We start from the raw sequence: 26,122 nt of genomic DNA, 5'->3' as shown, positions 1-26,122 counted from the left end.
GCCCTGACTCCACGCGGTGAGCACGGGACTAAAGTGCGTGCTGCTTGTCGGGTTCGCTGACCTCGACTAGCCTGCTATGGATGTCAATCCTTCGCCGCGCGGCGACACCCATTTGATGCCAGAACCCTCGACCACCCGCTATGACAAGGCGCTGCAGCGCCTGCGCGCGGTCTTTTCACCGTTGAACCTGGCGGCGGCGGCGTGGCTGATTGCAACATGGGCGTTCGTGGCGTATCAGCTCGTGAGCGAGCGGGACCGCTTGCTGCACGACGCAGCCAAGCGTACCCAGACGCAGGCCCAGGCGTTCGGTGCGTACTCGAAATCCAGCATCCTGCGCCTGTCCGAGTTCCTGCTGGACCTGCGGGCCAGTTGGCTGGCCGGCCAGCCGGGATTTATCGAGATGGTGCGTGAGCGGGAGAACCTGGTGGTGGACCTGTCGTTCCAGGTGTCGGTGATCGACAAGCATGGCCTGCTCATCTACTCGTCCATCGCCCCGCCCACGCCCGGCCAGAAGGTCGACCTGAGCGGGCGCGAGCATTTCCGGGTCCATCAGAACGCGGGCGGGCGCGACATGCTGTTCATCAGCGACCCGGTGAAGGGCAAGGTTTCGCGCAAATGGTCGATCCAGTTCACGCGCCCCATCCTGCGCGCCGGCAGCTTCGACGGGGTCATCGTGGTCTCGGTCAGTCCGGAGCAGTTCGCCAGCTTTGCGCAGACGTTCACTGACCGCGATGGCGAGGTGGCATCGGTCATCAAGACTTCCGGCCAGGTCATTGCGCGCGTGCCGGCCCTGGAGGGCACGCTGGCCAGGGCGGTCAGCAACCGGCCGTACCTCGCCAGCGGGTCGCCGCCGTCCGGTAGTTATCGGGCGGTGTCGGGCTCCGAAGGCGTGGAGCGGGTCTTCGGCTATTACCGTTTGCCGGAGTACGGGCTCAATTTCGTGGTGGGCGAGTCGGTCAGCCTGGTGCTGGCGCCCTACGTGGTCTATCGCCGCGTTGCCCTGGCCGGTGCCATCGCTTCCACGCTGCTGCTTGCCCTGTTGTACTACAGCCTGCGCCGCTCCATGGCGGAGCGACGGCGCCATATGGAGGAGATGCGGCTGGCGTCGCTGGTCTATTCGTCCAGCAGCGAGGCGATGATGGTGACGTCGCTCGATGGCACCATCATCGACGTGAATCCGGCCTTTGCCGCGGCCACCGGCTATACCGCCGAAGAGATTCGAGGGCGCCCGGGCTATAGCGTCAGCGGAGCAGGCAATGCGGCAGGACTGGTCGATCGCCTGCGGGCCACCGTGGCAGCCAAGGGCAGCTGGAGCGGCGAACTCTCGATCCGCCGCAAGGACGGCAGCGAGTTTCCCGCCTACCTGACCGTGGATACCTACCTGGCCCACGCGTATGGCGAGCGCCGCCGCGTTGCGCTGATCCATGACATGACCGAGAAGCGCCAGGCGGAGGACGTCATCCGGCACCAGGCGAATTTCGATGCGCTCACGGACCTGCCCAACCGCCGCCTGTTCTTCGACCGGATGGAGCAGGAGATCGAGCGTTCGCGCGGCACGCAGGACGTGCTGGCGCTGCTGTTCATCGACCTGGATCGCTTCAAGGAGGTGAACGATACCCTGGGCCACGACCAGGGCGACCAGTTGCTGCTGGAGGCGGCGCGGCGCATTGCGGCATCGGTGCGCGCATCGGATACCGTGGCGCGGCTGGCCGGCGACGAGTTCACCGTGATCCTGCCCGCGGTGGGCGATGCCGGCGTTGCCGGCGACATTGCCCAGGCGATCCTGGAGCGGATTGCCGCCCCTTACCACCTGGCCGGCGAGCTGGTGGTGGTGTCGGCCAGCATCGGCGTGGCGACCTGGCCCAACGACGCCGACAACGCCGAGGCCCTGCTGGTGTGCGCCGACCAGGCGATGTTTGCCGCCAAGGCAGAGGGCCGCAATCGCTGGAAGGTCTTCTCGCAGGCGCTGCTGCAGGTGGAGCGGGAGCGCCTGCGCATCACGCAGGACCTGCGCACGGCGCTGGCGGCCGGGCAGTTCGCGCTGCACTACCAGCCCATTGTCGACCTGCGCACGGGCAAGATCTGCAAGGCCGAGGCCCTGATCCGCTGGGACCATCCGGTGCGCGGGCCGATCCGCCCGGCTGATTTCATTGCCGTTGCGGAGGAATCCGGCCTCATCATCGACATTGGCCGCTGGGTGCTGACCGAAGCGCTGGACCAGCTTGCGCGCTGGCAGATGCTGCTGGGCAAGGACTTCCAGATCTCGGTCAACAAATCACCCGTGGAGTTCTGCGCGCCGGCGAGCGGGCCCGAGTCCTGGTCCAGCATGATCGAGCGCAGGAACGTGCCGGTGGGCAGCCTCGTCATCGAGATCACCGAAGGCTCGCTGATGGAGCAGAACGCCGATGTCATGGACCAGCTCTCCCGCTTCCAGGCGGCCGGCATCGAGATCGCGCTCGACGACTTCGGCACCGGGTATTCGTCCTTGTCGTACCTGCGGCGGCTGGACATCGACTACATCAAGATCGACCAGTCCTTTATCCGCTCGCTGACGCGGGGGCCGGACGACGTGGCTTTGTGCCGCGCTATTATCAGCATGGCGCATGCGCTGCGCATCAGGGTGATTGCGGAGGGTGTGGAGACGGAGTCGCAGCGGGACATACTGGTGGCGGCTGGCTGCGATTACGGGCAAGGGCACTTCTTTTGTCCGCCGGTGGAGGCTAGGGCGTTTGAGGCGTTTGTGAGTGCGGTGACTTGAGGCGGGTGGCGTCTTTCAGTAGCTCCAGGCCACAACCAGAACGGCGCGAGACCAGCTCACGCCGTTTTACTGTCAGGCCTGCATTGCGCAGGCCTGCCCTCGTCAAGCAAGCGCCTGCAGGCGATCAGCGCACCGGTCGATCTGCCGCTTAAGCGGCGAAATCAGGGCGTGCAGGCCGATGCTGTCAGGGATATCGCCGGCCTGCAGGTCCAGCAAGGTCAGGACGGACTGGAAGCCGGCGCTGACGCGCAGAAGGTCGTCGCTGACTTCGAGGATGTGGTCCTCGAGGGTGACGGCTTTGCTGGGTTGCGGTGGGGCAGCCTTGGCGCGGCGGCGGAACTGGGCGCGGTCGACTTTGGCCAGGTTTTCGGCTAGCTGGGCTTGTTTTTGGGCGAGGGTGGGCTCTTGGGGAGCTGGGGTGGTGGGTTGCATTGCGAACCTCCTTGCATCGGTGATAGAGGCCCGCCGTCCGCTGTCAATCGGGTGGGCGAGCACGGAGCAGGGTTGACAGACCGGATGCAAGGACCGGCGAGCCCGGGGGGCTCCCCCGCCACGGCTCACCCGTAAGGGTGTGCATAGGCGAAAGACGAGAGGATACCGCCTCTTGGTTCGTCCGGCTTGCATGGATTCAGGCTGTCAAACCTGGTCAACCATTGTGCTGGTGACGCGACCAGTCTCCACCGACAGCGCTTCCGGACCAATACGGCAATTCTCAAAGATCCTCCCGGCCGCAATTGGCAAAGCCCAAGTACAGGCCTGCACATTCGTTGCCAGGACGAACCTCACTGCCGGATTCCTTATGTAGAGAATGGGATAGGTTGGATTTGATGTCACGACTGAACCCCTGGGCCGTTCAGTCGCCCGGCAGACATGCCTCCGCCCCTCTAATTCGAGAGGCCCTCCAAGCCATTGCTTGCTGGCGTCGCGCGCTACATAATGACCAAAAATATCAGAAATTTCTGATTGCAGTCATCGGTAGACGTCGCAGTCGCGGGGGAAAAATTGCACATTCCACATGTCACGCAGGCGACCATCAGGTCGGCATTAGACGAGTTCGATCGGGTGCTGCGTGGTACCCGGAAATGGGAAGATTGGGAAACCAAGAAGTCGCAGCTTTACGCGATCTCCGATCAAGGTGAGCTGTATCCGCCTAAGCAAATTCTATCGATGGCGACAGGCGTGCCCGTTTCACGCTTTAGCGGGGGAGAGCAAACAAACGCTTACCTTGAAAACCTGGGCTTCAGCATTGTCCGGCTCCCTAACGGGAGCTCCCCGTTCGCGGTGTTCGAACCTCCAAAATTCGCGCTGGGACAGGTCTACCATCGGCAAACGGAGATTCACGATCGCTTTGGCGGCAGCCGCCAAAGCGGCATAGCTGCGTCCAGCAAAGTACCAGCCATCTTCATCTTCACAGGCGAAAGCGGCGAGCAGTATGGCTACTTTGACGGCCGCGACGAGCTCGGCATATTCTCGTACACAGGGGAAGGGCAAGTCGGCGATATGGTATTCAAACGCGGGAACCTTGCCATCCGAGAGCACGCCGCTAACGGGCAGGCGCTGCACCTCTTTAAGTCGCTGGGGAAAGGGAAAGGACAGGAATATCTAGGCGAGCATACCTACGCCGGCCACACGATCCGCCGTGGTCCCGACAGGGAAGGGACGCAACGAAACATTATCGTCTTTCAACTTGTTCCTGTCGCGCTATTCGACGAGGAGAGCAATGCGCTGCCCGAAGACGAGGCGATGGATGATCCAGCGCCAACCAGTTTGGAAGAGGCCCGTAAGCGCGCCATCGAGGCTGTTCACGATTCCGGCAATGACGTGGGTGAGGCCACACTGCGAAAGCTCTATCGGCGCAGCAAGCGAGTAAAGGACTACGTACTACTGCGGGCTGCCGGCATTTGCGAGTCATGCCAGCAGCCGGCACCGTTCAAGCGAAAAGACGGCTCAGCCTATCTTGAACCACATCACACTACACGCGTGTCAGATGGGGGACTTGATCATCCACGTTATGTTGCAGCCATATGTCCTGCCTGCCATCGCCATATCCATCATGGCATGGATGGAGATGAGAAAAATATCGAGTTGATTTCCGCTATCACGGCCAAGGAACCTGAGACTTAAAAGCGTTCGTGGCAATGCCAAAGGGGTTGCGCGGGCACGTCAGAACTTAAGCGGAGAGTCTCCCGCGCGCAAGTCTGCCAGCCTGCTTTGAATCGCCCGCCCAGCGACCTCCCCGTATTTCCGCTTCGCCGAAACCGGACTCTCACACACCGTGCGGAGCTTCTCGTCTTGAAACGCTAGTTTTATGGGCATCGTATGGACTATGCCGGCGGCCGCGAAGCTGGCCAACCAACGTAACGCTCACATGGAGAGCGTTATGGTCTTTATGGATTGCGCGAACCTCTACGGGATCGCCTTGTCCTGCGAAGAGAAGGTGTTTACCGGAAGAGGGCAGGGCGGCTGGAGAGGGTTCGAGCCCCGGTGAATTAACAAGCTTAACCGGGTTGCTTAGCGCAAATCCATCTTCTTCGTATATCGCAAGTACCTTTTTAAGAAGCTGCTCAAAAATTTGCGTGGCGAAGAAATCGTCGTACTCGCCTTGATCCTGGTGTGTCAAAACGGCGTGGGCCGACTATCTCAACATCCTGCGCAACCAAAATCTTGCCGAAGACGAGAAACTAAGATCCCCCGGCTATCAGAGGTACCGGTTCGGCCAACCAGCGCTGCCTATGGCTTTCGCATGCGTAAGGCTTTCGCGAGGTGGTGCGAAGGCGAGGACAAATACGCGGGCATCATATCAACGACCACCTCAAGCTCATTGCACCGGGCGGCGAATTAACCAAAGCAAACGGAGCGCGGGCCGCTTTACCCTTTGATGGCCCTGAAGCTGTCCAGCCTTACGGCCAAAACGGTTGGCGCATGGCTGGAATTGTGTAACGCGCGGACTGCGGAGAACCACGCGGCGAGTTGTTCTCTTTGCAGGCTGTCACCGTCGTTGGTGTTGGTGCCTGGCAATGCCCTGTGACCTTGGGGGACGTGCAGCAATCCGATGGAATGGAACTCTCTTGGAGTAGGCTCCATCTGGGGAGTAACGATCTGCCAGTAGGTGCCAGCCACTCCCCCGACACCGACCTCGCTACACGGGCCATTGGGGAACAAACAGCGGCCGGAGTGGCCGCAACCGTTCAGGTAGATCACCCCGACACACCATGCCTAGGTACGTTGCCGCACGCGTAGCACCGACATAAACGAAACGGTCGAAGATCTCGGTCTTGGTTTCAGCCAATGCGTCTACACCCACGAAGAACACAGCTTCGAATTCCAGCCCCTTGATGTGCTGCACGTCGAAAACTCGGATATCACCTTGATCGCCCAACACTTGACCATCCACACAGGCGACAGCCCGCATGTTGATTTCTTCCAACCGCTGATTTAGTGCTTCAGCCACTAGCTTGACTTGATCCTCTGACGGCACAAGTATGGCGATGCTGGGCATGTCCTTGACTGTGTTCTCGATCTCTTTGATGCGCGCCAGCAACCAAGACGCCGTATCGGACTCTTGAATCAGCTCGGCAAGTACTGGCGCAACGCCCTCATGATTTGAATGTTCGGGCAACTGCGCTTGAGCCGAGACATCGCCGCCCATAAGGGCCAGCAGTTCAGCGGCAAAGGCGTTGAGCTTGCGGCTCTGACGATAGACGGTATTGATGCTACGCGCCTCCAGCCTCGCCGAGATCCAGCTCAGTTGTTCTCGGCTGCGCACGCCATGACTTGTGATACGTTGATTGAAGTCCCCGCACGCGAAGAACGACTGAGTCTTCAGATCCGTCAGTGCCTCCATGCAGGCCAATTGCAGCACCGAGAAATCCGTTGCCTCATCCACCAGCACCTGCTGCTGGAACTGCCCGGCTATTCGTTGCAACTCACCGAACTTCGGTTCGTCGAGTCTGCGTTGCACAAATCCCAGCATCATGAGTTCACGGGCTGAGCGAAGCATCAGCAGCAGGATAGCATCCAGTTCCGTCGCATCGACATGTGCCACTGCCTCCGGACGTCGATACTCGAAACCGCCTTGTGCGAGGCACTGCCGCCGGAATGCACGGTAGCTGAGAGGCACCTCCAGGAGGTAGCGCTTCCACGCATTTCGGAAGCGCCGCAATGCATTCTGAAAAGTCATCTCCTCGCCGAGGGCCTTCAATCGTTCATTCTCGGGCAGGCGATCCCCCACCCAATCCCGAATTCGAGCAGCACGCGACGCCTTGCTAGGTTGCCGGCCTTTGAATCGGCTCCGAGCATATGACTGCAGGAAGCGCCGGTACGCCTGGAAGCCTTTCTGGGCGGGGTTGCCGCTTGGCTGTTGGACGACTGTGTCGCCGACATCATCGTCGAACTCGTTCTCCTCATCCTCATCTTCGTCAGACTGGTTGAGAGATTCGAGAAAATCGTTCAAGTCATTGAAAACCGACTTGTTCTGCCGGTACAGGACACCACCCTGCTCTTCGATCCACTTCTCCGTTTTTGCCTTGCTCTGCTTGAGGAGCGGCTCGATGTCCTCCTCTAACTCGTGAAGCCTAGAGTAGACGTTCAGAATTTTCCCATCCTTCAATGCTGGTAACAGGCCCGAAATGCGTTGCAACAGGGCACCAGCACTTCCGGGCGACACATCATGCAATGTCGCCACCCCTTGTTCCAATGCAGCGGCTACCCGCTGCTGGTGGAAAATGCGGAACTGATCGAACCAGGAACGCGGATCCTCAATTACGACTGCCGGCAGATGGTCCTTGTCCTCCTTGAGGATAAGTGTCCCGCCAGTACTGGTCTTGAGGATGCCAAAGACTTGTCGAGCAAGTTCGTGACGCCGCTTTGCCCACGTCTTGATCCGCTCGTCCGGTGCCGCTATTCCTTCGCGACCGAATGCCTCCTTTAGGTATTGCTTGAGTAATTCCGAGGGTGTGAACATCATCCACCGGCCCTTGCGAGACTCAGCCGCTCCATCACGGTCTACAGCGGGGTCCTGATCCAGCTTCTGACCTAAGCGCTTGATCAGCGTCGTAGTCTTGCCCGTCCCGGGCGGGCCCAGAATGATGAGCCGACGGTCTAATGGCAAGCGGAAAATCTCATCCTGAAACTTATCGAGAACCGCTTGATCCCGCAAAGTCATGGCTGTGCGGATCTGGTGGGTCAGCCCTTCGACCACATTGCTATCGATTCTCCCGGCATCAAGAATGGCCATGAAACCGGCATCTTCCGCAGGGGGTTGAATCAACTCTCTGAGCGACTGAATGGTCAATGGAACTTCAGACTCCCGGCGCCACACGGAAGGTAAGGAATCCCATTCGTCCTGAGCCTTATGAGGCTGGAGTTCCAGCTTTTCCAACACCTTCAGCCAGACGAGCCGCTTACCGATCGCGAATTCTTCCTCGTCACCAACATTCAGCGATGCGAGCCTACCGAGATCGGTCCGATAGCCTGCCAACTTGATGCCCGGGACCACAATGCCCGTACTACGGCAGATGTAGTAGGTGTCCGGTTGGCCATCTTCGCCTGCTACGACCACGCGAGCAATTGCCGGCGTTCGGACCAATGCCAAGAGCGCGCGTGTATTGCTATCACCGATAGATGTCAGATTTTCCACTGCAGCCCGGTTATTCAGTGACTGCTGAATCGCTAGACTATTGCGGGGGTCCGAGCGCTGCGCAGATGTCAGTTGCTCTTGCGCTAGTGACTCCACCTTTCCGAAGGTCTCCAATGCCTCCTGGGCCACAACATGAATCACCTCATCGGTCATGCAACGCTCCCTGTTTTCTCTTGGTAGTTTGTAGGGCACCGTTCGCCTCCTCTCGTCGCATCTCTATAAACAATAGGAAGGTCTAGTATTAGAAAAGCTTCCGAACTTCGGCCGAGCTGAGATGCCGCTTGACACTTGATCCACGGCTCACTCAATTGACCTCTCGATCTTCAACCCGCAGTTTGTCTCATAACTTTTTCCGGACACTTTGGGGCCGCGCCAGCCCCCAATATCTCCTCGCTACAAATCAGACAGTCATCAATCGCTGACCGCCACCCGTGTGGCGCCACCGTGCTGCGTCACACGGGGCCTGCACCGCAGTTTGACAGCACCCTTTGAGAACGACTCGTCAGTGGCCTTGCTTGACCATATGTAGGCCTCACCGGCCTTAAGCTGAGCCATGCGCTCAGGCGTCAAATTACCGAGTGCAGCGTTGGCTTTCTGGATGTGTTTCAGCCAGGCAGGCGAGTTGAACTTGTGCATGATGATCTGACTAGACAGCTCGATCAGGCTGACCGGCACAGATGGTGGGTCTTGGCTGGCCACCATGATGCTCACGCCCTTGTGCCGCATTTCCCGAACCACCTCGATCAGCCCGGCAACCAGGTCTGGGCTTTCGATGTACTTGTGGGCCTCATCGAACACCACTAGCTTGTTGAAGCTGCGCCCATCAATCCGAGCATCTGCAAACAGCTGCAACAGCACAACGAAGAGCCCAAGAGCTTCATCCTTTTCGATGAACTCGTCTCGAAGGTCCACGATGATCAAGCGCCCAGGCTTAACTGCCTCGGTGAGTGAGGTCGAATCGTTGATGTACTCGGCGGCCAAGTCTAGGCGCATCTTGGCCAGCTCCTTCAAGTGATCAGGGACGGACGAAGCTTCGATACCGGCACGCAGCCCTTCCAGGCTGATGTCGTCGCGCATGGACTTCATGATGCGCATGATTTGGCGGATGTAGGTGGCCTGATTGCCCACGGCCCCCATCAGGAACTTCCAGTGCGAGGCCTTCAACTCCGACGCAGAGAATTGCAGCGACGACACCTCTATATCCGGATACTCCGCCCGCCGTTCTTCGATCTTGTCTGCTGGCACAAGCAGCAATACATCGGCCAGGGCCTTCGGCTCTGCGCCGTACACCTCCTTCAGCGCACGAATCTGGTCCTCAACGCTATTGGCGCCCACCATCGACGTAAACTCTGGCTTGTAGTCCATGGTCGGGCTGTAGTGGAAGATCACCGTGGACAGCGGCTCGGGCAGGCAGTTGATGCCAGGTATAGCCAGCGAGGCCATTTCCGCAACGCTACCTAATGTGTAGCTCTTCCCGCCCCCTTGAACACCGAACAGACTGATGGTGTGAGTCTGATTGAGGTCTAGCGCAACCTTGCGCCCAGACACCTCACCAAGTAAGCCGTACTGAGGAGTTGATCCGGTCGCGCCGAGCATGATGTCGTAGGCAACCCGACTGCCGAGGGCTGCAACTGCCTCAAATGCAGGCGCGACGGCGGGGACAGTCCCAGCCAATACCACTTCGTCCTCCTGCACCTGAGTCAGCTTCTGATTATCCGCTGCAGATGGCGTCGGCTCTGGCGTAGCGATTGGCGACTGAGCAGGTGCAATCACCACAGGGGCCACCACCACTGCAGGCTCCGGTTCGCGCGCCTGCGCGGCAGGGACAACTTCGGGTGGCTGGTAGGTAACCCGTGGGCCGTCATCCCAAGCCAGCGTTCGATCACGAGGTGGGCTCAGGAAGGCTGCAGTCTCAAAGGTCGGGACGGCTGGAGCCAGTTCCCTGCGGCGCAGCAGCTCCTGAGTGACTTCCCGTGCCGTATCTGCGGACCGGGCGACCTGCAAGCTGGCGATAGTCTCCGTGTCGGTGACCGCCGACTCAACCAATTGCCGAATCAGATCACTGCCAATTCGGTAGAACTCTATGCCGTTCTCATGCTCGGCCGGTTCTGTGCCTGGCTTGCTGAAGTCAAACACCACAGCGCTTCGCGTGAACTTCAGCGTGTAAGGACGCTCATCCAAACGCCGCAAGAAGTAGTGCGCCTCTTTTGCTGCCTCAGGCAGGACGACGCCGTACCGCTCTGAGCGATCCAGATAGAAACCCAGCAATGCAGCGAGGTCACGGTTTTTGATCGGGCGATCCGGGCGATCCACCTCACCGTGCTTGGGGTCGAAGTGGTATGCGAGAACCTGTTCCGTCTGCGCGATTTGCTCAGCAATGGACGCCTTCAATTGCGCGTAGGCAGCTACATCACCAACCTGGCTGTAGCACTTAACCTCGACCAACCTGCAAGTCAACTCGCGGCTGGCCGGATCAAGATCGAACAGGGCAAGATCAGTTCGCCGGAAGCTAACCTCATCCCCCATCTCTTCGGCGCTCTGCCGAAGGGGCTTGTACAACTCCAAATGCGCATCCAACGGCACCACGACCTGGTTCTGGAAAACACCTTGATGTTCGAGAAACAAGCGGGAGAGTGCGAGCCCCATCGCCTCAGCTCTTTGCGATGACGACGACAACAACTTCAGGGCCAAGCGGCCAGACAGCGAGCGCAGCTGATCCAGCATCACCAAGGCATGGCGCCCCGTACTTGGCAGACCGTACTCGCCCAGAATGGGCACCAACAACGACTCCAGCTCAGCCACAGAGCGCGAAGTAATTGCCAACCGATGGCTCATCGCATTGGCCATGTCGGGGGAGTGATCGATCAGATAGTCAGGGCGTGTGGAGTGCCGCCGATGGTCAAAAAACTCGATGCCCAGGTTTCGGTCAATCGTGAGCACCCAATCACTGACCTCGTGCACCTGATGAAGCATTGCTCGCTCGTCTGCCGACAGACTCAACGCCACTACAGGCCGCGCATGCGGTAAGTACTGGCTACGTGCCACGGTTGCCACGGCAACCGATGCTGCACGTGAAATGCCCCCCATCAAATCGGACAGTGCCTCCGCCCCCTCAATCGGCTCCGCGACACCGTGTAGCGGGCGACGAAGCCAGGTAATAGACTGCTCGTCCTCCAGGTAGTCCACTTCAAAGGGCTGAACCAGGCCATGGACGAAGGAGGCATCATCCGAGTCAAGAACGTCTATGGCACGAATCTCTTCGGCAGGGAACAAGTCAAACAGGAACGACAGATGTGCCGAATGTAAATCCGGGTCGTCTCGAAACTCCTTGATCGCTCGGATTGCCAATCGCAGCTTCGGGTGTAGATGGCTGTCAGTCGGCGTTGAGAATGCATCAGCCTCCTTTGCGCTCGTTCCAGAATCCGGCGCCAACAGCTCTAGCAAAGCTTCCCCTGTCGATGGCGCAGCCGGATCGAGCACGAACAGCCTAATGTCGTACCGAATATCAGCAAACTCGGGATGACGCTGCAGTGCCAGCAGCACTTCGGCCAAGGCCCCCGCTCGCCCCGCATTGAACGCGTTGATTGTCAGAGTCTCAACATACGGGTGTTGAATTAGATAGCGCTGTACCCGAGCTGCCAAGTAGGCGCTGTCGATGGTCGCGCCGCCGATGGCAGGCTCCGGCAGGCCGAGCGCGGCACATACCTCCCCAACCAAACCACGAGGGTCTTTCTCGTCAGTCGCTGCATACAGTGACCAGAACGGGTTGATGTTGTCCACTGCCAGCGCTGTGCGCCCAAGCTCCTCACCGAAGGGCAGCACCGGAGGAAAAGCGGCAGGCGCAAGCTGCTTGATCACCGCGTCGCGGGTTGGGACCACAAACTCACGGCCACTCGACTGAGTGCGCTCCACCCAGGTCTGTCCAAGCTGGCTCCACGCAGCATGCCAGTTCGCACGCAGAGGATGTGTCGGGCCCAATAAAACAGCGTCGCGTCGCCTACCTTGATAGTCCTCCAGCGCCAAAGCCACCGAATCGATGGTGAGTGCGCAACGCAACTCGTCCACCGCTTGGCGAACGACGGCGGCATCGGTTGAGCCGGATCGAACCAGTACCGCATCGATCCAAGTCAGATAGGCAGCCGCATAGTTCTGAACGGGCTCCTGCAAGCTCAGAAGATCGCTGGCCTGCATGATCAGACGCTGATCGCCCTGCAAGACAGCACCAAAGAGTGTTGCCCGAGCTTCACGGAATCTTGTCGCCTCGTCGGAGACGGGCCATTTGAAGGAGATCGTTGAGCGCGTAGCAACGCCAGATGCGCTGACCGACAGCCTCAATCGATTGATGCCGTCCGGGTCGTCAAGAAACGCACGTTCCAGGCCGGCCAATACACCAGACACCAAGACGTTCGCTTTTCCTTCTTTGCCCAGGCGAACCTCCAAGGTCTCGCCACTGGCCGCAGCCTTGCTGCTTCGCTCCACCCAAGCACAGCCCGTGATCGAAACTGAACTGGGGTCTCGATCCTGCGCCACAGCCGCAAATCGCGCGCGTAGCAAGGCGTGCATCAGGCTAGGCTCTCGCGGTACCGCGCGTTGCGGGGGCTCAACCTCCACCTCATCATCGGCGAGCACATAGAAGAGATCGCTGTCGTTGGGATTGGCGTGCGCTTCCGATGCATCGCTGTTGAAGCGAACAGGATTGCCCTCGCCATCGGCGAGCGGAATGCGGTCACCATCCTCGGTTTCCGCATACACACGAACGAAGTGCCAGCCTTCTTCCCAGTCGATCTTGCCAATCGACGAAAAGGCGATCACCCCTGAATCGGTGCCTTTGGTCCATGCCGCTTTGCGGCGGCGCAGGCCTGTTGGGCCGTTGTCACGCGACACCACCTCCGCCACAAACCGGGACAAGCCCTCCACCTTTGATGGCACGGGATCGACTCTGAACGAGACGCTAAACTTCTTCAATCCGGTCTTCGAGATGGGCAATACTCTATGCCCAATCAGCTCTGCCAAACGGGGGTCTTCGTTGTCATCCTTCACCACCGGCAAGTCTGGCAGGACAACATCGCCAATGTAGATAGTATCGGGGTTGACGCCCCCGTCCTCAAACAGCCACTTGTTGAAGGCTAGTGGCCAATGCACACGGTCACGGACGACCAGTTGCGTCCACTCCCTTGGATTGGCAACGCCGACCCGCGAAAAGAACTCGCCCAACTGCTTGCAGAAAGCTGGATCAAGCAAGCCCAACTCAAGGGCGCGGACGCGCTCCGTCTTGGTGGACCACGTGACCCGCTCGACACACTCGCGGTTGCGCCCTACCCGCACAGGCGCACGTTCGGCCTGCTGGAACAACTCAAAATCAGGCACGAGGGCCAGTTCGAACAGTGCCGCGCCCATGGCTTCCTGATCAAAGTCGTTGACCTGACAGGTGAGCAGATACCGGGCCACTGCGGCATCATCGGCATATCGCCAACGGGCATCACCACGGCGCAGCTCACTCAAACATGCCTCGACTGCAACTCGGAGATTGGCTGGAACCTGCGTAATCAGCTGCGCATTCAGCTCGGCGTAGGAGCCGTCAATTGACACCTCTTCAAACGTCGCGACCCCAAAAGAGTCCTCCGCGGAAGCACGCAGATCGTTTGGCACAAACACGAGCAGCGGTGGCCGAAGCTCGTCGTTGGGCAGCGGGTTCCGTAGCTCGACCAGCTTGGTGCTGCTGACGGCCAAATCCGGCGCCAGTGCACGAAGACTATCGTCTGCCAATACCACCACGTTGGCAGAAGGAACGGCCGCCCGAAGGCCACCGGCCAAACGAATCATCAGCTCACGGTCCAGATCCGTGACACGCATGCAATGCCCAAGGTCGCGGGCAGCCAGAAGCTTGGACAGTCTCGGCAGCAAGACGGACTCAAGCGCCGCGTTCAGTTCTTGACTGGTGAGTTCACGCAGACCCTGGCTCATGTGCGCGCTCCTTCTGCTCGTTCTGCAATCGTGTAGCGCGGCACAACTGTCTGGGTTACATACGCGTCGGACAAGTCTCGATAGAAACCAATCTCTCGGAGGCGTCCGGTGAAGGCCTGCACATTGCTTCGCAAGGCTTTCCGCTCGTCGATAGTGGGCGTTGCGAACCCTTCGCCGGGCGGCAGCTGATCGATGTAGAGGCCGTAGCGCTCACGCAGGAAGTACAGCAGATCATCGATCCGCATCTCACCTGTGAAGTAGCCTTGCTCCCCTCCTGGGCGCAAGACTGCAATCTGCAGAAGCACTTCCAGCAGGCGGCTTTCAAGCGCGAACCGTCGGGGCGCGTTCCGTGCGCGGGTCTGAGCGAGCAGCGCTCCCGACTTGTTCTTCAGCATCGTCGCGTCCAGCGACTCAATGATGTACTTCCTGTGGAAGGAGCCACGAAGGGCCACCAAAATTTCGATGTATGTCTCGAAATCCGAGAGCCCCATCTTGGTGATGGCCGCTACTTCGGCATCCAACCCCGCATCCCCTTCCGAGAGGGACTCCAGAAGCCCGGCCAGGCGCTCGCCGAAGAACTTGTTACGCTCTTCCGCGAAGGGTTCACCTTGCAGCCCATAGAGTTCGCCAACGGAGAATACTGAGTTCAAGGGGCGGATCAACTTGCCACGTCGGACCAGATGCTCTGAGAACTCGTCGAGCTTTTTGGCAACGAAGTACGCGCGGACGAAACTTGGGATGCGCCGGTAATACCCATCGGCACTGCGCTCAGCGAGCGTTGCCGTTGCTGACTCAGCGCTGCCGGAGAGGTCAACAAACAATCCCAGCTTGTAGGGGCAGTCCCCCTGCGGATCACGCTGTTCGCGCGGCTTCATGGGGCACGCCAACTCTGCGCACAGCGAATTTGCGCCCTCCAGCTTCTGCCAGGCAGGCAGCAGTTTCAACAAGCGCAGGTGATACAGCGCCAGGTGGAACGAGAGCAGCACCTTCAGGTACTCCACCATCACCGAGCGCGGCATGAAGGGCTTGTAGAACAGCAGTCGCTGAATGTCCTCCGCCATCAAGTCTGCCGATCCAATGCACACCGGCGCAAAGCGGTCGCCCCCTGCACGCGTGTCTGCCGTGTCTTTACGCTGAGACAAGAAGTGCAGCAGCGTGGCCGTCTCGATGTCCGTTAGTGCCTTGTCGTTCAGCTCGCGAGTTAGCTTGTCGAAACCATCAAAGAAGAAGGCCTTCAAGTGCTCAATGGCTTTGTGGCCTGAAAGATTCCGAGCGTGGTGCAGCATCTGATAGAGGTGCTGGGCCGCGCCGTAGTCACGCGAATGCTTGGGGTTGCGAAAACGGTAGGTGTAGCCATGCAGGGGTCGAGGGCCAGCCACAGCCGCATTCTTCTTGCCCCGGTTCACGATGTCCATCAGGTGGGTTTCCACCCAACGCTCCACCATGTCCCGGTGCTGCGTGAAGCCCAAGAATTTGTCGCTGGCGTCGAGGATATCGTCCACGAACTTGCCCACAGTCAGTTCACGCTTGTCACGAAACACGCTGGGATAGCCGCCGTGTTCCAAGCGCTCAAACAGGCCCGTGAGCACCCGGTCCATCTCGATGGTCTTGAAGTCGAGATAGCTGATCTTCGGGAGTCGGAACTCCCTGTCCTTCTTCTGCAATGCCATCATTTCCCCCTGACGCCGTGTTCTATGACCTCTTCTTTACGCACATCCGCTACCGGCCCCCGCAGCAAACGCATCTCCACACGGCCATCGTCATGGCGAGCAAGGCGATAGAAGTCATGGCCGGTCGTGGTCAGCAGAATTTCCCGATAGGGCTGTGCGTTGAGGCTGTTCTTGAAGACGCCGAGACAGAGATAGAAGCCCTGCATTTCCTCGACGCTGGGCCGGTAGCCTTCATTCAGGCGCACCAACATTTCGAACACATCAAGGTTGATGATCAGTTCACTGGTGATGGCACCGGCCCCCTGACCCTGGAACTTCAACAGCAGGCCTGTCGGCAGATGCTCAACGAAGCGAGCCTTGGGCGCAAAGTCTTGCACCTGAAGCCCAAAGCCCTCCACCGGGAAGAGCCGGTAGCTGCGAACCGTTCCGTGTTCGACCTGTCGCAACTGCAAGGCCAAGCTGGCACCTAGGCGCTCCGGTCGCTGCAGCCCCTCGCCTCGGTTGATGGCATGCAGAATTTCGCTCGTGAGTTCATCAATTGGCGTAGCGCCACGAACGATCTCCACCATGCGTTTGGCTGAGCGGTACGGCAGCATCTTTTCCCAGCTTGTGTCGCGCCTCTCGAAGAAGTGCTTGCGGCGAGCCATCGCCACATACCCCCGATGCTTACGCGCACGATGTCGCATAGACGAATCTGACAAGCCGCGCGGCAGCTCTCCGAACAAGCGCTTCAACACCTCGAAATCGAACTGGCCCCGACGCTCAAATCGGAACAAGGCGCGGTCATCCGGCTGCACGAAATCCAGCCCTCGGTCAAAACGCGGGTCTTCCTGCTTGCCTACATCAAGATCCCTCAACAAGGTGAGCAAGCGATCCGATGTTGGCTGCCCGCCGCCCATCCAGCTATTGAAGTAGAAGCTACGGGCGACTTCATCATGTTTCCCGGCCGAATACAGCGCATGAATCTCGCCGCAGTCGCGGTTGCCAATCAGCATGAACGACAGGGCCGAGCGCAGATCGCGCATCGTGATGTGCAAGCGCCCCCGCAGGTGCGCCATGGTGTAAAGCGTCTTGAGCCGCTCCAGCAAGCGAGGGCCAGCGATTTCGTCCTGGAAGCTACGCGCGTTGTAAAGGGCATAGCAGCTGTCCTTCAAATCACAGCGCTCACAGGCCGACCAGTTCTTGGGCTGCACGATGCTTTGCAGCGTACGCTCCAGAATCGAACCGCCATCAGCATCGGCCACGACACTCCGCAGGTTCAGGTTCACCACCGCCACGCCTGACTCGGCCTCACCCGTTGAGAACGCCCGCCGAACCAGCGCTGTCAGTGCCGGGAAGTCGCCCTCATGCGTCGCCAGGAAGTCCACCAACCGGCCTTCGTTGATCGCAATGAGGCGGGTCTCTTGAGGCTTCCAACCGCTGGTATCACTGCCTTTGAACGGGGCCAAGAAATCCAACAAGACCTGGTTGTTGTCCTTGTTGCCCTCATCCTGACTACCGTCGTAGTTGATCAGGTAGCGCTTGCCGTCCAAGGTCAGCTCGCTGCCGTTGGGCAGGCCGCGATTGGCCGCCCCCCCACGGGCTTCGACTTCCTTCTCCAGGCGCTGCAAGAAGGCCGTCTTGCCATCACCCGCATTGCCTGATATCAACACCAAGCGGAACTCACCCAGCAGCACGGCGGGCAACAGCGCTCGATCCAGTGCCGTGTCCACATAGGCGGAGAAGCCCAGGGCATCCATGCCGCGCGTACCAGCATTGCTGCGGCGGCTCTGGCTATAGAGCGTCAGCAAGTGCGAGACGAAGGCGTTGCTGTTGGGTTCGGATTCGAACAGCACCGCATTGCCACTACTGGCTGCGGCAGCCATCGCCGTCAGGCTCACCGTTTGAATGCGCCTTGCGTGGCGCACCTCTGCCAGGGCATCACGAAAATCCATGGCGGAGTGGTAGCGCTCTGCCCGACGCGGGGCAATGGCCTTCAGCACCACATTCACCAACTCCGGCGCCAGGTCGGCAAAGCCTGACAACTCCCGCGGGTCTGGCGCAGGCTTGTTGATGGGAGGCTCGGTCGTGTCCCAGGGGTAGCGGGAGGTCAGGGCCTCATACAGAGTCAAGCCCAAAGCGTACAGATCGCGGTCCGCGCGCTCGCCATTGTGCGGAATGACTTCGGGGTCAAAATCTGGAGGCAGATAGCGGCGCGAGCCTCCGCCGCGCGAATCTTTGTCATCGGCACGCACCGAGACGTTGAAGTCGATGATCTTCGCGCCCTTCTGTGTCCACAGGAGATTGCGCGGCTTGATGTCGCAGTGGTGGAAGCCCTGTGCATGCAAGTGCACCAAGCCTTCAATCACTTGCTTGCCCAGCTCCAGAGCGTCTTCGGGTGACAGCAAGCGATCCTGAAGATGCGAAGACGTATCTGTTCGCGCCCAGCGGGTTCAAACGGCTCAAACGGCCCCACCCAAAACCGACGCGCAGCATTGGGCTGCTGCTCGTCATACATTTTGCAAAAGATGAGATAGAGGAACTGCCAGAAGGCGGCATCCTTGGGCATCCCTTCGTTGCCATGGATGTAATTGTGGCAACGGCGGAAAGCGGTGCGCAACATCACCGGGTCGGCGCGGCGCAAGCGCCCCATCGAACGGCCTTCAACGCTGAAGGTGTCGTCACCCATTGGCCAGTCGCCGATGGGCTTGAACTTGGTGTCGAAGCGGGTGACTTCCTTCTTGAAAAAGAAGAACTCCAGGCCGTTAGTCCAAAGGCCGTAGTCGCAGCTCTCGACTCCGGCCATCACAGTTTCCAGCACCTCAAATTCTTTGCGCGCCTCTTCCGGGTCGCGCATGCGATATGCCCCCTTGGTGCCGAGCTTGGGCTCCTTCTCGACAACTACGGCGCGAGAGAGGTTGTCTCCCGTGTGAGCCTGTCCGGGCTTGAAGATGGCGATGTCGAGCCTACGGTTCTTGCCCTCCACCTTGACCTTGAAGTCGGGCTCCATATCTTCGGCCGCAATGCCATACTCGTGAATGACGGCACGTGCGATACGCTGGCGAACCTGTTCTTTGTCGCTGTCTTTCACCGGCTTGCCGGTGATGTAATCAAAGACCTTGCCCTCCTCGAGGCCGCTATCGGGCACTTGAGCATCTTGATCCAGGGCGCTCATTTCATTGTTGTCGTGTGTTGAGCGCTGCTTACGCATTGCGCGGCTCCTTGTCGTCAAAGTCATGACTGATGGCGGCAGCACCACCTTCTCGCACCCACGCGTCTACGTCTTCCTTCTTGAATTTCCAGAAGCGCCCGACTTTGTGCCCTGGCATGCCTTTAGAGGTCACCCAGGTATAGATGGTGTCTTTGGCGACACCGAGGTAATCGGCGATTTCATCGACGGAGAGCCAACGGTCGTCCATGTCTGCATCCAAACGAAATGCACCGCCAGAGTGGCGGCAACTGACCACAGTCTACGCGATTTCCAATGGGTTAGGTATGGTTTTAACCCGTTTTGACCGGGTTAGCCCCTGTCGGGATGGCCTGGGTTCGCTGAAGGCCATGCTTTGGCCTCGTCTTCAAAGTGAGTTTCAGGCCTCCTTCAACCTTGACCTACGAGGTACGGACGGTAACGGGAATGCCCGATATGCGCGCGGTTGTTTGTTCTTATTTGGAGTGTCAGAAGCCAACCGAGAGCTGCCTCATCACAGCAACTGACTCAAAATTCGCTCGCTCAGATCAGCACGCCGCGCGAAGTTCGCATCGCCGGAATAGCTCTGACAGAAAATCGCACCCTTACCCACCGGGTACTTGAACCGCAAAAAGCACAAGGGGTTACAGGAAGAAACCTGTAACCCCTTGATTTTATTGGTGCCGGCTGCATGTGATGATTACAAATCATCCGAGCTGACTATGGTGCCTCTGCCCGTGAGTGTGCTGCGTCAAGGGAGGACGCAATTCCCATCCCAGGCTGAGTCACTTATTTGTGGATTTTTCTCAAATATTTTGAGACCTACCCCGGCACCATCAGACATCAATATTCCGCGCCACCAGCGCATTAGACTCAATAAAGTTCCGCCGCGGCTCCACCTCATCCCCCATCAGCGTGGTAAAGATCTGATCCGCCGCAATAGCATCCTCAATCTGCACCTTCAGCAACCGCCGCTGCGTAACGTCAAGGGTCGTCTCAAACAGCTGCTCAGGATTCATCTCCCCCAGCCCCTTATACCGCTGCCGAGAAACCCCACGCTCAGCCTCAGCCAACAGCCACTGCATAGCCCCGTGGAAGTCGTTGACAGTCTGATCGCGCAGCTTCTCGCCTTCACCACGCTGTACCTTGGTACCTTCCGGAGTCAGACCTTGGAACGTCTTGGCCGCATTGGACAGGGCAGCATAGTCAGCCCCATGAACAAAATCAGCATCCAGATGGGACAACCTCACGTTGCCGTGGTGGCGGCGCGCAATCATCAACCGATGCTTGTCAGTCTTCTCATCAAACTGCGCGTAAACGTCAGCGGTACCGTCATCATTGACGGCCGCCCCGATCAACGTCTTGGCATGCATCTCAGCCAACTTAGCCTTCAGCGCCACCGCTGAAGCCTCCGCCGCAGCAGCACTATCCAGATCCAGCGTCACCCCATCCGCAATAGCCCGCAGCGCATCGGTATCCACAACCCGCGACAAGCGCCCAATGACACCTTCCGTCAGCTGGTACTGACGAGCCAACTCAGTCAGCGCATCCCCACTGATCTCCGACCCATCCGGCCGAACCAGCGACGCCTTCTCCATCGCCAACTTCAACAGATAAGCATTGAGTTCGACATCATCCTTGATATACCGCTCATCCTTCCCATGCTTGATCTTGTACAGCGGCGGCTGCGCGATATACACATAACCCCGCTCGATGATGTCAGGCATCTGCCGGTAGAAGAACGTCAGCAGCAGCGTGCGGATGTGCGAGCCGTCCACGTCAGCATCGGTCATGATGATGATGCGGTGGTAGCGCAGCTTGTCCAGGTTGTAGTCGTCCTTGCCGATGCCGGTGCCCAGCGCGGTGATCAGCGTCAGCACTTCCTGGCTGGAGAGCATCTTGTCGAAGCGGGCGCGCTCTACGTTCAGGATCTTGCCCTTGAGCGGCAGGATGGCCTGGAACTTACGGTCGCGGCCCTGCTTGGCGGAGCCGCCTGCGGAGTCGCCCTCGACCAGGAAGAGTTCGGACTGGGCGGGGTCTTTTTCCTGGCAGTCGGCGAGCTTGCCGGGCAGGCCCATGCCGTCCATCACGCCCTTGCGGCGGGTCATTTCGCGGGCCTTGCGGGCGGCTTCGCGGGCGCGGGCGGCGTCGACGATCTTGCCGCAGATGGTCTTGGCGTCGGCGGGCGTTTCCAGCAAGAAGTCGGTCAGGGCCTTGCTGACGAGTTCTTCCACGGGCAGGCGCACTTCGGACGAGACCAGCTTGTCCTTGGTCTGCGAGCTGAACTTGGGCTCGGGCACCTTCACGGACAGCACGCAGGCCAGGCCTTCGCGCATGTCGTCGCCGGTGGTTTCTACCTTGGCTTTCTTGGCGACTTCGTTTTCTTCGATGTACTTGTTGATGACGCGGGTCATCGCGGCGCGCAGGCCGGTCAGGTGGGTGCCGCCATCCCGCTGCGGGATGTTGTTGGTGAAGCAGAGCACCTGCTCGTTGTAGCCGTCGTTCCACTGCATGGCCACTTCCACGCCGATGCCGTCTTTTTCGGTGTTGGCGTAGAAGATGTTGGGGTGCAGCACGCTCTTGGCGCGGTTGATGTACTCGACAAAGCCCTTCACGCCGCCGGAGAAGGCAAAGTCTTCTTCCTTGCCGGTGCGCTGGTCGACCAGCTTGATGTGGACGCCGTTGTTCAGGAACGAGAGCTCGCGGATGCGCTTGGACAGGATCTCGTAGTGGAACTCGACGTTGGTGAAGATTTCTTCGTCGGCCAGGAAGTGGACTTCGGTGCCGCGCTTGTCGGTGGCGCCGGTGATCTTCATCGGCGAGACTTCAACGGGCTGGCCGTCGGGGCCGGGCACGGTCTCGATGATGCGGTTCTGCACTTCGCCCTTGGCGAATTCGATCAGGTGGACCTGGCCGTCGCGGCGCACGGTCAGGCGCAGCCACTTGGACAGCGCGTTCACGCAAGACACGCCCACGCCGTGCAGGCCGCCGGACACCTTGTAGCTGTTCTGGTTGAACTTGCCGCCGGCGTGCAGCTCGGTCATGGCGATTTCGGCCGCGCTGCGCTTGGGTTCGTGCTTGTCGTCGAACTTGACCAGCGGCGGGATGCCGCGGCCGTTGTCGACGATGGAGATCGAGTTGTCGCTGTGGATGGTGACCTGGATCTCGGTGCAGTAGCCGGCCAGCGCTTCATCGATGGAGTTATCCAGCACCTCGAACACGAGATGGTGCAGGCCGGTGCCGTCCGACGTGTCGCCGATATACATGCCCGGGCGCTTGCGCACCGCCTCCAGGCCTTCCAGGATCTGGATCGAGGAGGCTCCGTAGGTGTTTTCCTGTTGCGGATTCTGCTGTTCGGTCATGTCTTTCCTACTTGCGGCGAATGCGGGATCGGGGCCGGGCGGGCATGGCTGGCATGCCGGCGGCGGGGCGCGATGGGCCCGCATGGCGGGTTACTAAAAACGGCAAAAGGGGCGGATCGTCGTAACGATCCTGCCCCCGCGGCGGGATGGTCATCCCCTGGACGTTCCGGCCGGGGCCGGGTGTCGTAGCGTGCCGTTTGCTGCTCCGGTTGCTGTCTGCGCTGGTTGTGGCACAGGTCCTGTCACCGGATCATCAGATGCGCATCGGCATGACGACGTACTTGAAGTTGTCGTCGTCCGGCACGGTGATCAGCGCACTCGAATTCGAGTCGCCGAGGCTGACCTGCACCTGCTCGGTCTTGAGGTTGGCAAGCACGTCGAGCAGGTAGGTCACGTTGAAGCCGATATCGAGCGCGTCGCCCGAGTAATCGAGTTCCAGCTCTTCCTGCGCCTCTTCCTGGTCGGCGTTGGTGGAGCTGATCTTGAGCATGTGCGTGTCGAGGATGCAGCGCACGCCCTTGAATTTGTCGGTGGTCAGGATCGCGGTGCGTTGCAGCGCCTGCTGCAGCTGCACGCGGTCGATCGCGAAGGCGTTCTTGTAGCCCTTGGGAATCACGCGCTGGAAGTCCGGGAACTTGCCTTCGACCAGCTTGGAGATCAGTTCGATATTGGCGAACGTGAACTTGACCTGGTTGGCGGCCAGCTGCACCGTGACCGGATCGTCGTTGTCTTCCAGCAGGCGCTGCAGTTCCAGGATGGTCTTGCGCGGGATGATGACTTCCTGGCGCGCGCCAACACCGGCGGCTTCGGTTTCCAGCTCGACGCCGCAGTACGCCAGGCGGTGGCCGTCGGTGGCGACTGCCATGACCTTCTTGCCTTCGACCACCAGCAGCATGCCGTTCAGGTAGTAGCGGATGTCCTGCTGCGCCATGGCGAAGTGGACCATCGCCAGCAGGTGCTTGAAAGTCTTCTGCGGCAGGCTGACGCTGGCGTTGAATTCGCTGGCTTCAGCCACGGTCGGGAATTCTTCGGCGGCCAGCGTTTGCAGTGCGAAGCGGCTCTTGCCGGATTGCACGGTCATGCGCTTGTCGTTGAGCGACAGGGCCACGTCGCCGTCGGGCATGGCACGCAGGATGTCGAGCAGCTTGCGTGCGGCCACGGTGGTGGCGACGCTGTCGCTGCCCACGCCGCATTCGGCGTGCGTGGTGATCTGGATCTCGATGTCGGTCGACAGGAAGGATACGTTCGACCCGGACTTGCGAATCAGCAGGTTGGCCAGGATCGGGAGGGTGTGGCGGCGCTCCACGATGCCGCTCACGATTTGCAGCGGACGCAGCAGGTTGTCTCGCGAGGTTTTGACCAATTGCATTGAATTTATCCTTCGTCGTTTGTAATCGGCGACCGCAGAACGCAAACAACTCCAAATTCACTTAGGAATCAAGGAGTTAATGTGCCATTGTACCAAGGATAAGCCGCTGCGGTGAAGCGGGGCGGGACCGGCCGTCGGGCCAGCTGTGCCCAAAAAGCCACGCTGGCGCCAATCGTTCTTGCCATCCCGTCCCGACTCACCGCAAAGCCTTATCAGTGGCCACTTTCCGGACACTTGCCCCGGCGACGCTGACGTTAATTCCCCAGGCGCCACGGGATGTCCGTGGCGCGCACCCTACAGTATGCCAGCCCGGCGGGGCTGGCCCTCCAAAACTGCCTGCCTGTCGTTCCCGCGTAGGCGGGAACCCAGCGTCTTCAAAAGTCACTGGATTCCCGCCTGCGCGGGAATGACATGCAAACCATGCATCAGCCCTTGAGCGTCTGCTCCAGCACGTGCAGCTCGTGGTTGAGCTGCGCGTCCTTGCTGCGTTCGTCGGCAATCTTGCGCACGGCGTGCAGCACGGTGGTGTGGTCGCGACCGCCGAAGAGTTCGCCGATCTCGGGCAGGCTCTTCTGCGTCAGCTCCTTGGCCAGGTACATGGCGATCTGGCGCGGCCGGGCAATATTGGCAGGCCGCTTTTTCGAATACATGTCAGCGACCTTGATGTTGTAGAAATCCGCGCAGGTCTTCTGGATGTTCTCGACCGAGATCTGGCGGTTCTGCACGGTCAGCAGGTCCTTCAGCGCCTCGCGCGTCACCTCGATGGTGATGTCCTTGCCGTGGAAGTTGCTGAACGCCAGGATCTTGCGCAGCGCGCCTTCCAGCTCGCGCACGTTGGAGCGCAGGTGCTTGGCGACGAAGAAAGCGACTTCTTCCGGAACGTTGACGTTCTCGGCGGCGGCCTTCTTCATCAGGATCGCCACGCGCATTTCCAGCTCGGGCGGCTCGATCGCCACGGTCAGGCCGGAGTCGAAGCGCGAGATCAGGCGGTCGTCGATGCCGGTGATTTCCTTGGGGTAGGTATCGCTGGTGATGATCACCTGGGCCCGGTTGGCGATCAGGGCCTCGAAGGCGTAGAAGAACTCTTCCTGCGTGCGGTTCTTGCCGGAGAAGAACTGGATATCGTCGATCAGCAGCAAGTCCAGCGAATGGTAGTAGCGCTTGAATTCGTCGAAGGCCTTGCGCTGGTACGCCTTGACCACGTCGGACACGTACTGCTCGGCGTGGATGTAGCGGATGCGCGCGCGCGGGTTCTCCATCAGCATGTGGTTGCCGATGGAATGGATCAGGTGGGTCTTGCCCAGGCCGACGCCGCCATAGAGATACAGCGGGTTGTACGACTTGCCCGGGTTGTTGGCGACCTGGATCGCGGCGGCGCGCGCCAGCTGGTTGGCCTTGCCGGTGACGAAGTTGTCAAACGTCAGGATCGGGTTCAGGCGCGAGCGCTCGTGGACCGTGTCGCTGGGCTGGTGGCCGGGCATCTGGGCAGCGTTACCCATCGCGGCATGCGGATGCTGGCCCTGCTGCGGCGCGCGGTAGGAGCGGGCGCTGGCTTCGGCGGGGTCCATCTGGACCACGTCGATCTCGCCCAGGTCGGCGTTGTGGTGCGGGTGGTGCTGGCCGGGATGCTGGCCCATGCCCTGGCCACGCGCGCCGGCCGGAACCGGGGCGGCGGAGGGCATGCCGGCGGGGTTGCCTGTCGGGTGGCCATATGGCGGCTGGCCCAGGCCATATGCGGCCGCGGTCGGGTAGTCACCGTAGCCGGACTGTCCCGGCTGACCTGGCATGGCAAACGGCGGCTGGCCACCCATCGGCTGGGCGGACTGGGTGCCGGGATAGCCGCCCATGCCCGTACCCGGTGCTGCGTGATGCTGTTCCATGCGGTCCATGCCGCCCACGCCCATGCCGGGCTGGGCCGGCTGCATGTAGGCAGCGGCGCGGCCGGACGCGGCGGGATCGAGCACGAACTGGACGCTGACCTGCGCTTCCCAGTATTCACAGGCGAGGGCGGTGATGCGCCCCGAAAACTGACTCTTGACCCAGTCGAGCTTGAAACGGTTGGGCGCAGCAATCCGCAGCGCATGCGTTTCTTCATCGAACGCAACGGGCGCCAGCGGCTTGATCCACGTTTTGAACTGTTGCGGCGTCAGTTCGCGCTCGAGTTGCGCGGCTGCCGCCTGCCAGAAATCTTGCAT

The 26,122-nt window shown here is 60.0% G+C and carries 12 protein-coding genes; 2 read left to right on the top strand and 10 right to left on the bottom strand.

Annotated elements, in window-relative coordinates; translation table 11 throughout:
• The first annotated feature begins 115 nt into the window (after positions 1 to 115).
• Positions 116 to 2,758, top strand: coding sequence for an EAL domain-containing protein (locus ACEI37_RS11080; protein WP_373378929.1), 2,643 nt, complete (start codon positions 116 to 118; stop codon positions 2,756 to 2,758).
• Positions 2,759 to 2,860: 102 nt separating this feature from the next.
• On the opposite strand, the gene ACEI37_RS11075 is transcribed toward ACEI37_RS11080, so the two are convergent.
• Positions 2,861 to 3,190, bottom strand: coding sequence for a DUF1484 family protein (locus tag ACEI37_RS11075; RefSeq protein ID WP_240073268.1), 330 nt, complete (start codon positions 3,188 to 3,190; stop codon positions 2,861 to 2,863).
• Between the two features lie 531 nt (positions 3,191 to 3,721).
• On the opposite strand from ACEI37_RS11075, the gene ACEI37_RS11070 reads away from it, so the two are divergent.
• Complete coding sequence (locus ACEI37_RS11070; protein WP_373378928.1) at positions 3,722 to 4,882, top strand: HNH endonuclease; 1,161 nt, start codon at positions 3,722 to 3,724, stop codon at positions 4,880 to 4,882.
• A 1,015-nt stretch (positions 4,883 to 5,897) separates the two neighbouring features.
• On the opposite strand, the gene ACEI37_RS11065 is transcribed toward ACEI37_RS11070, so the two are convergent.
• The 9 genes from ACEI37_RS11065 to dnaA all read right to left on the bottom strand — a co-directional run bounded on the left by ACEI37_RS11065 (position 5,898) and on the right by dnaA (position 26,122).
• The gene (locus ACEI37_RS11065) at positions 5,898 to 8,549 is read right to left on the bottom strand and encodes an ATP-binding domain-containing protein (RefSeq protein ID WP_373378927.1); all 2,652 of its coding nucleotides are present in this window, start codon (positions 8,547 to 8,549) and stop codon (positions 5,898 to 5,900) included.
• Between the two features lie 258 nt (positions 8,550 to 8,807).
• Positions 8,808 to 14,360, bottom strand: coding sequence for an ATP-binding protein (locus tag ACEI37_RS11060; protein ID WP_373378926.1), 5,553 nt, complete (start codon positions 14,358 to 14,360; stop codon positions 8,808 to 8,810).
• Positions 14,357 to 16,030 (bottom strand): hypothetical protein, encoded by a 1,674-nt coding sequence (locus ACEI37_RS11055; RefSeq protein WP_373378925.1) that lies wholly within the window; start codon positions 16,028 to 16,030, stop codon positions 14,357 to 14,359. Before ACEI37_RS11055 ends, ACEI37_RS11060 begins: the two co-directional genes overlap by 4 nt.
• Positions 16,030 to 18,417 carry a serine/threonine protein kinase gene (locus ACEI37_RS11050; RefSeq protein ID WP_373378924.1) on the bottom strand — a complete coding sequence of 796 codons (2,388 nt, stop codon included), beginning with the start codon at positions 18,415 to 18,417 and terminating at the stop codon, positions 16,030 to 16,032. Before ACEI37_RS11050 ends, ACEI37_RS11055 begins: the two co-directional genes overlap by 1 nt.
• Entirely contained in the window at positions 18,375 to 19,220 is an 846-nt protein-coding gene (locus ACEI37_RS11045) for a type I restriction enzyme HsdR N-terminal domain-containing protein (protein WP_373378923.1), read from the bottom strand. Before ACEI37_RS11045 ends, ACEI37_RS11050 begins: the two co-directional genes overlap by 43 nt.
• Positions 19,213 to 19,428, bottom strand: coding sequence for a helix-turn-helix domain-containing protein (locus ACEI37_RS11040; protein ID WP_373378922.1), 216 nt, complete (start codon positions 19,426 to 19,428; stop codon positions 19,213 to 19,215). Before ACEI37_RS11040 ends, ACEI37_RS11045 begins: the two co-directional genes overlap by 8 nt.
• A gap of 604 nt (positions 19,429 to 20,032) precedes the next feature.
• Positions 20,033 to 22,558, bottom strand: a complete 2,526-nt coding sequence (gyrB, locus tag ACEI37_RS11035; protein WP_373378921.1) for a DNA topoisomerase (ATP-hydrolyzing) subunit B — start codon at positions 22,556 to 22,558, stop codon at positions 20,033 to 20,035.
• Between the two features lie 253 nt (positions 22,559 to 22,811).
• Positions 22,812 to 23,927 carry a DNA polymerase III subunit beta gene (gene dnaN / locus ACEI37_RS11030; RefSeq protein WP_373378920.1) on the bottom strand — a complete coding sequence of 372 codons (1,116 nt, stop codon included), beginning with the start codon at positions 23,925 to 23,927 and terminating at the stop codon, positions 22,812 to 22,814.
• A gap of 425 nt (positions 23,928 to 24,352) precedes the next feature.
• Positions 24,353 to 26,122 (bottom strand): chromosomal replication initiator protein DnaA, encoded by a 1,770-nt coding sequence (dnaA, locus tag ACEI37_RS11025; protein ID WP_373378919.1) that lies wholly within the window; start codon positions 26,120 to 26,122, stop codon positions 24,353 to 24,355.

Source organism: Cupriavidus nantongensis (assembly GCF_041726985.1).
Classification (GTDB): domain Bacteria; phylum Pseudomonadota; class Gammaproteobacteria; order Burkholderiales; family Burkholderiaceae; genus Cupriavidus; species Cupriavidus nantongensis_A.
Note: the sequence above shows the minus strand (reverse complement) of the source record. Positions and strands in the feature narration are given on the sequence as shown.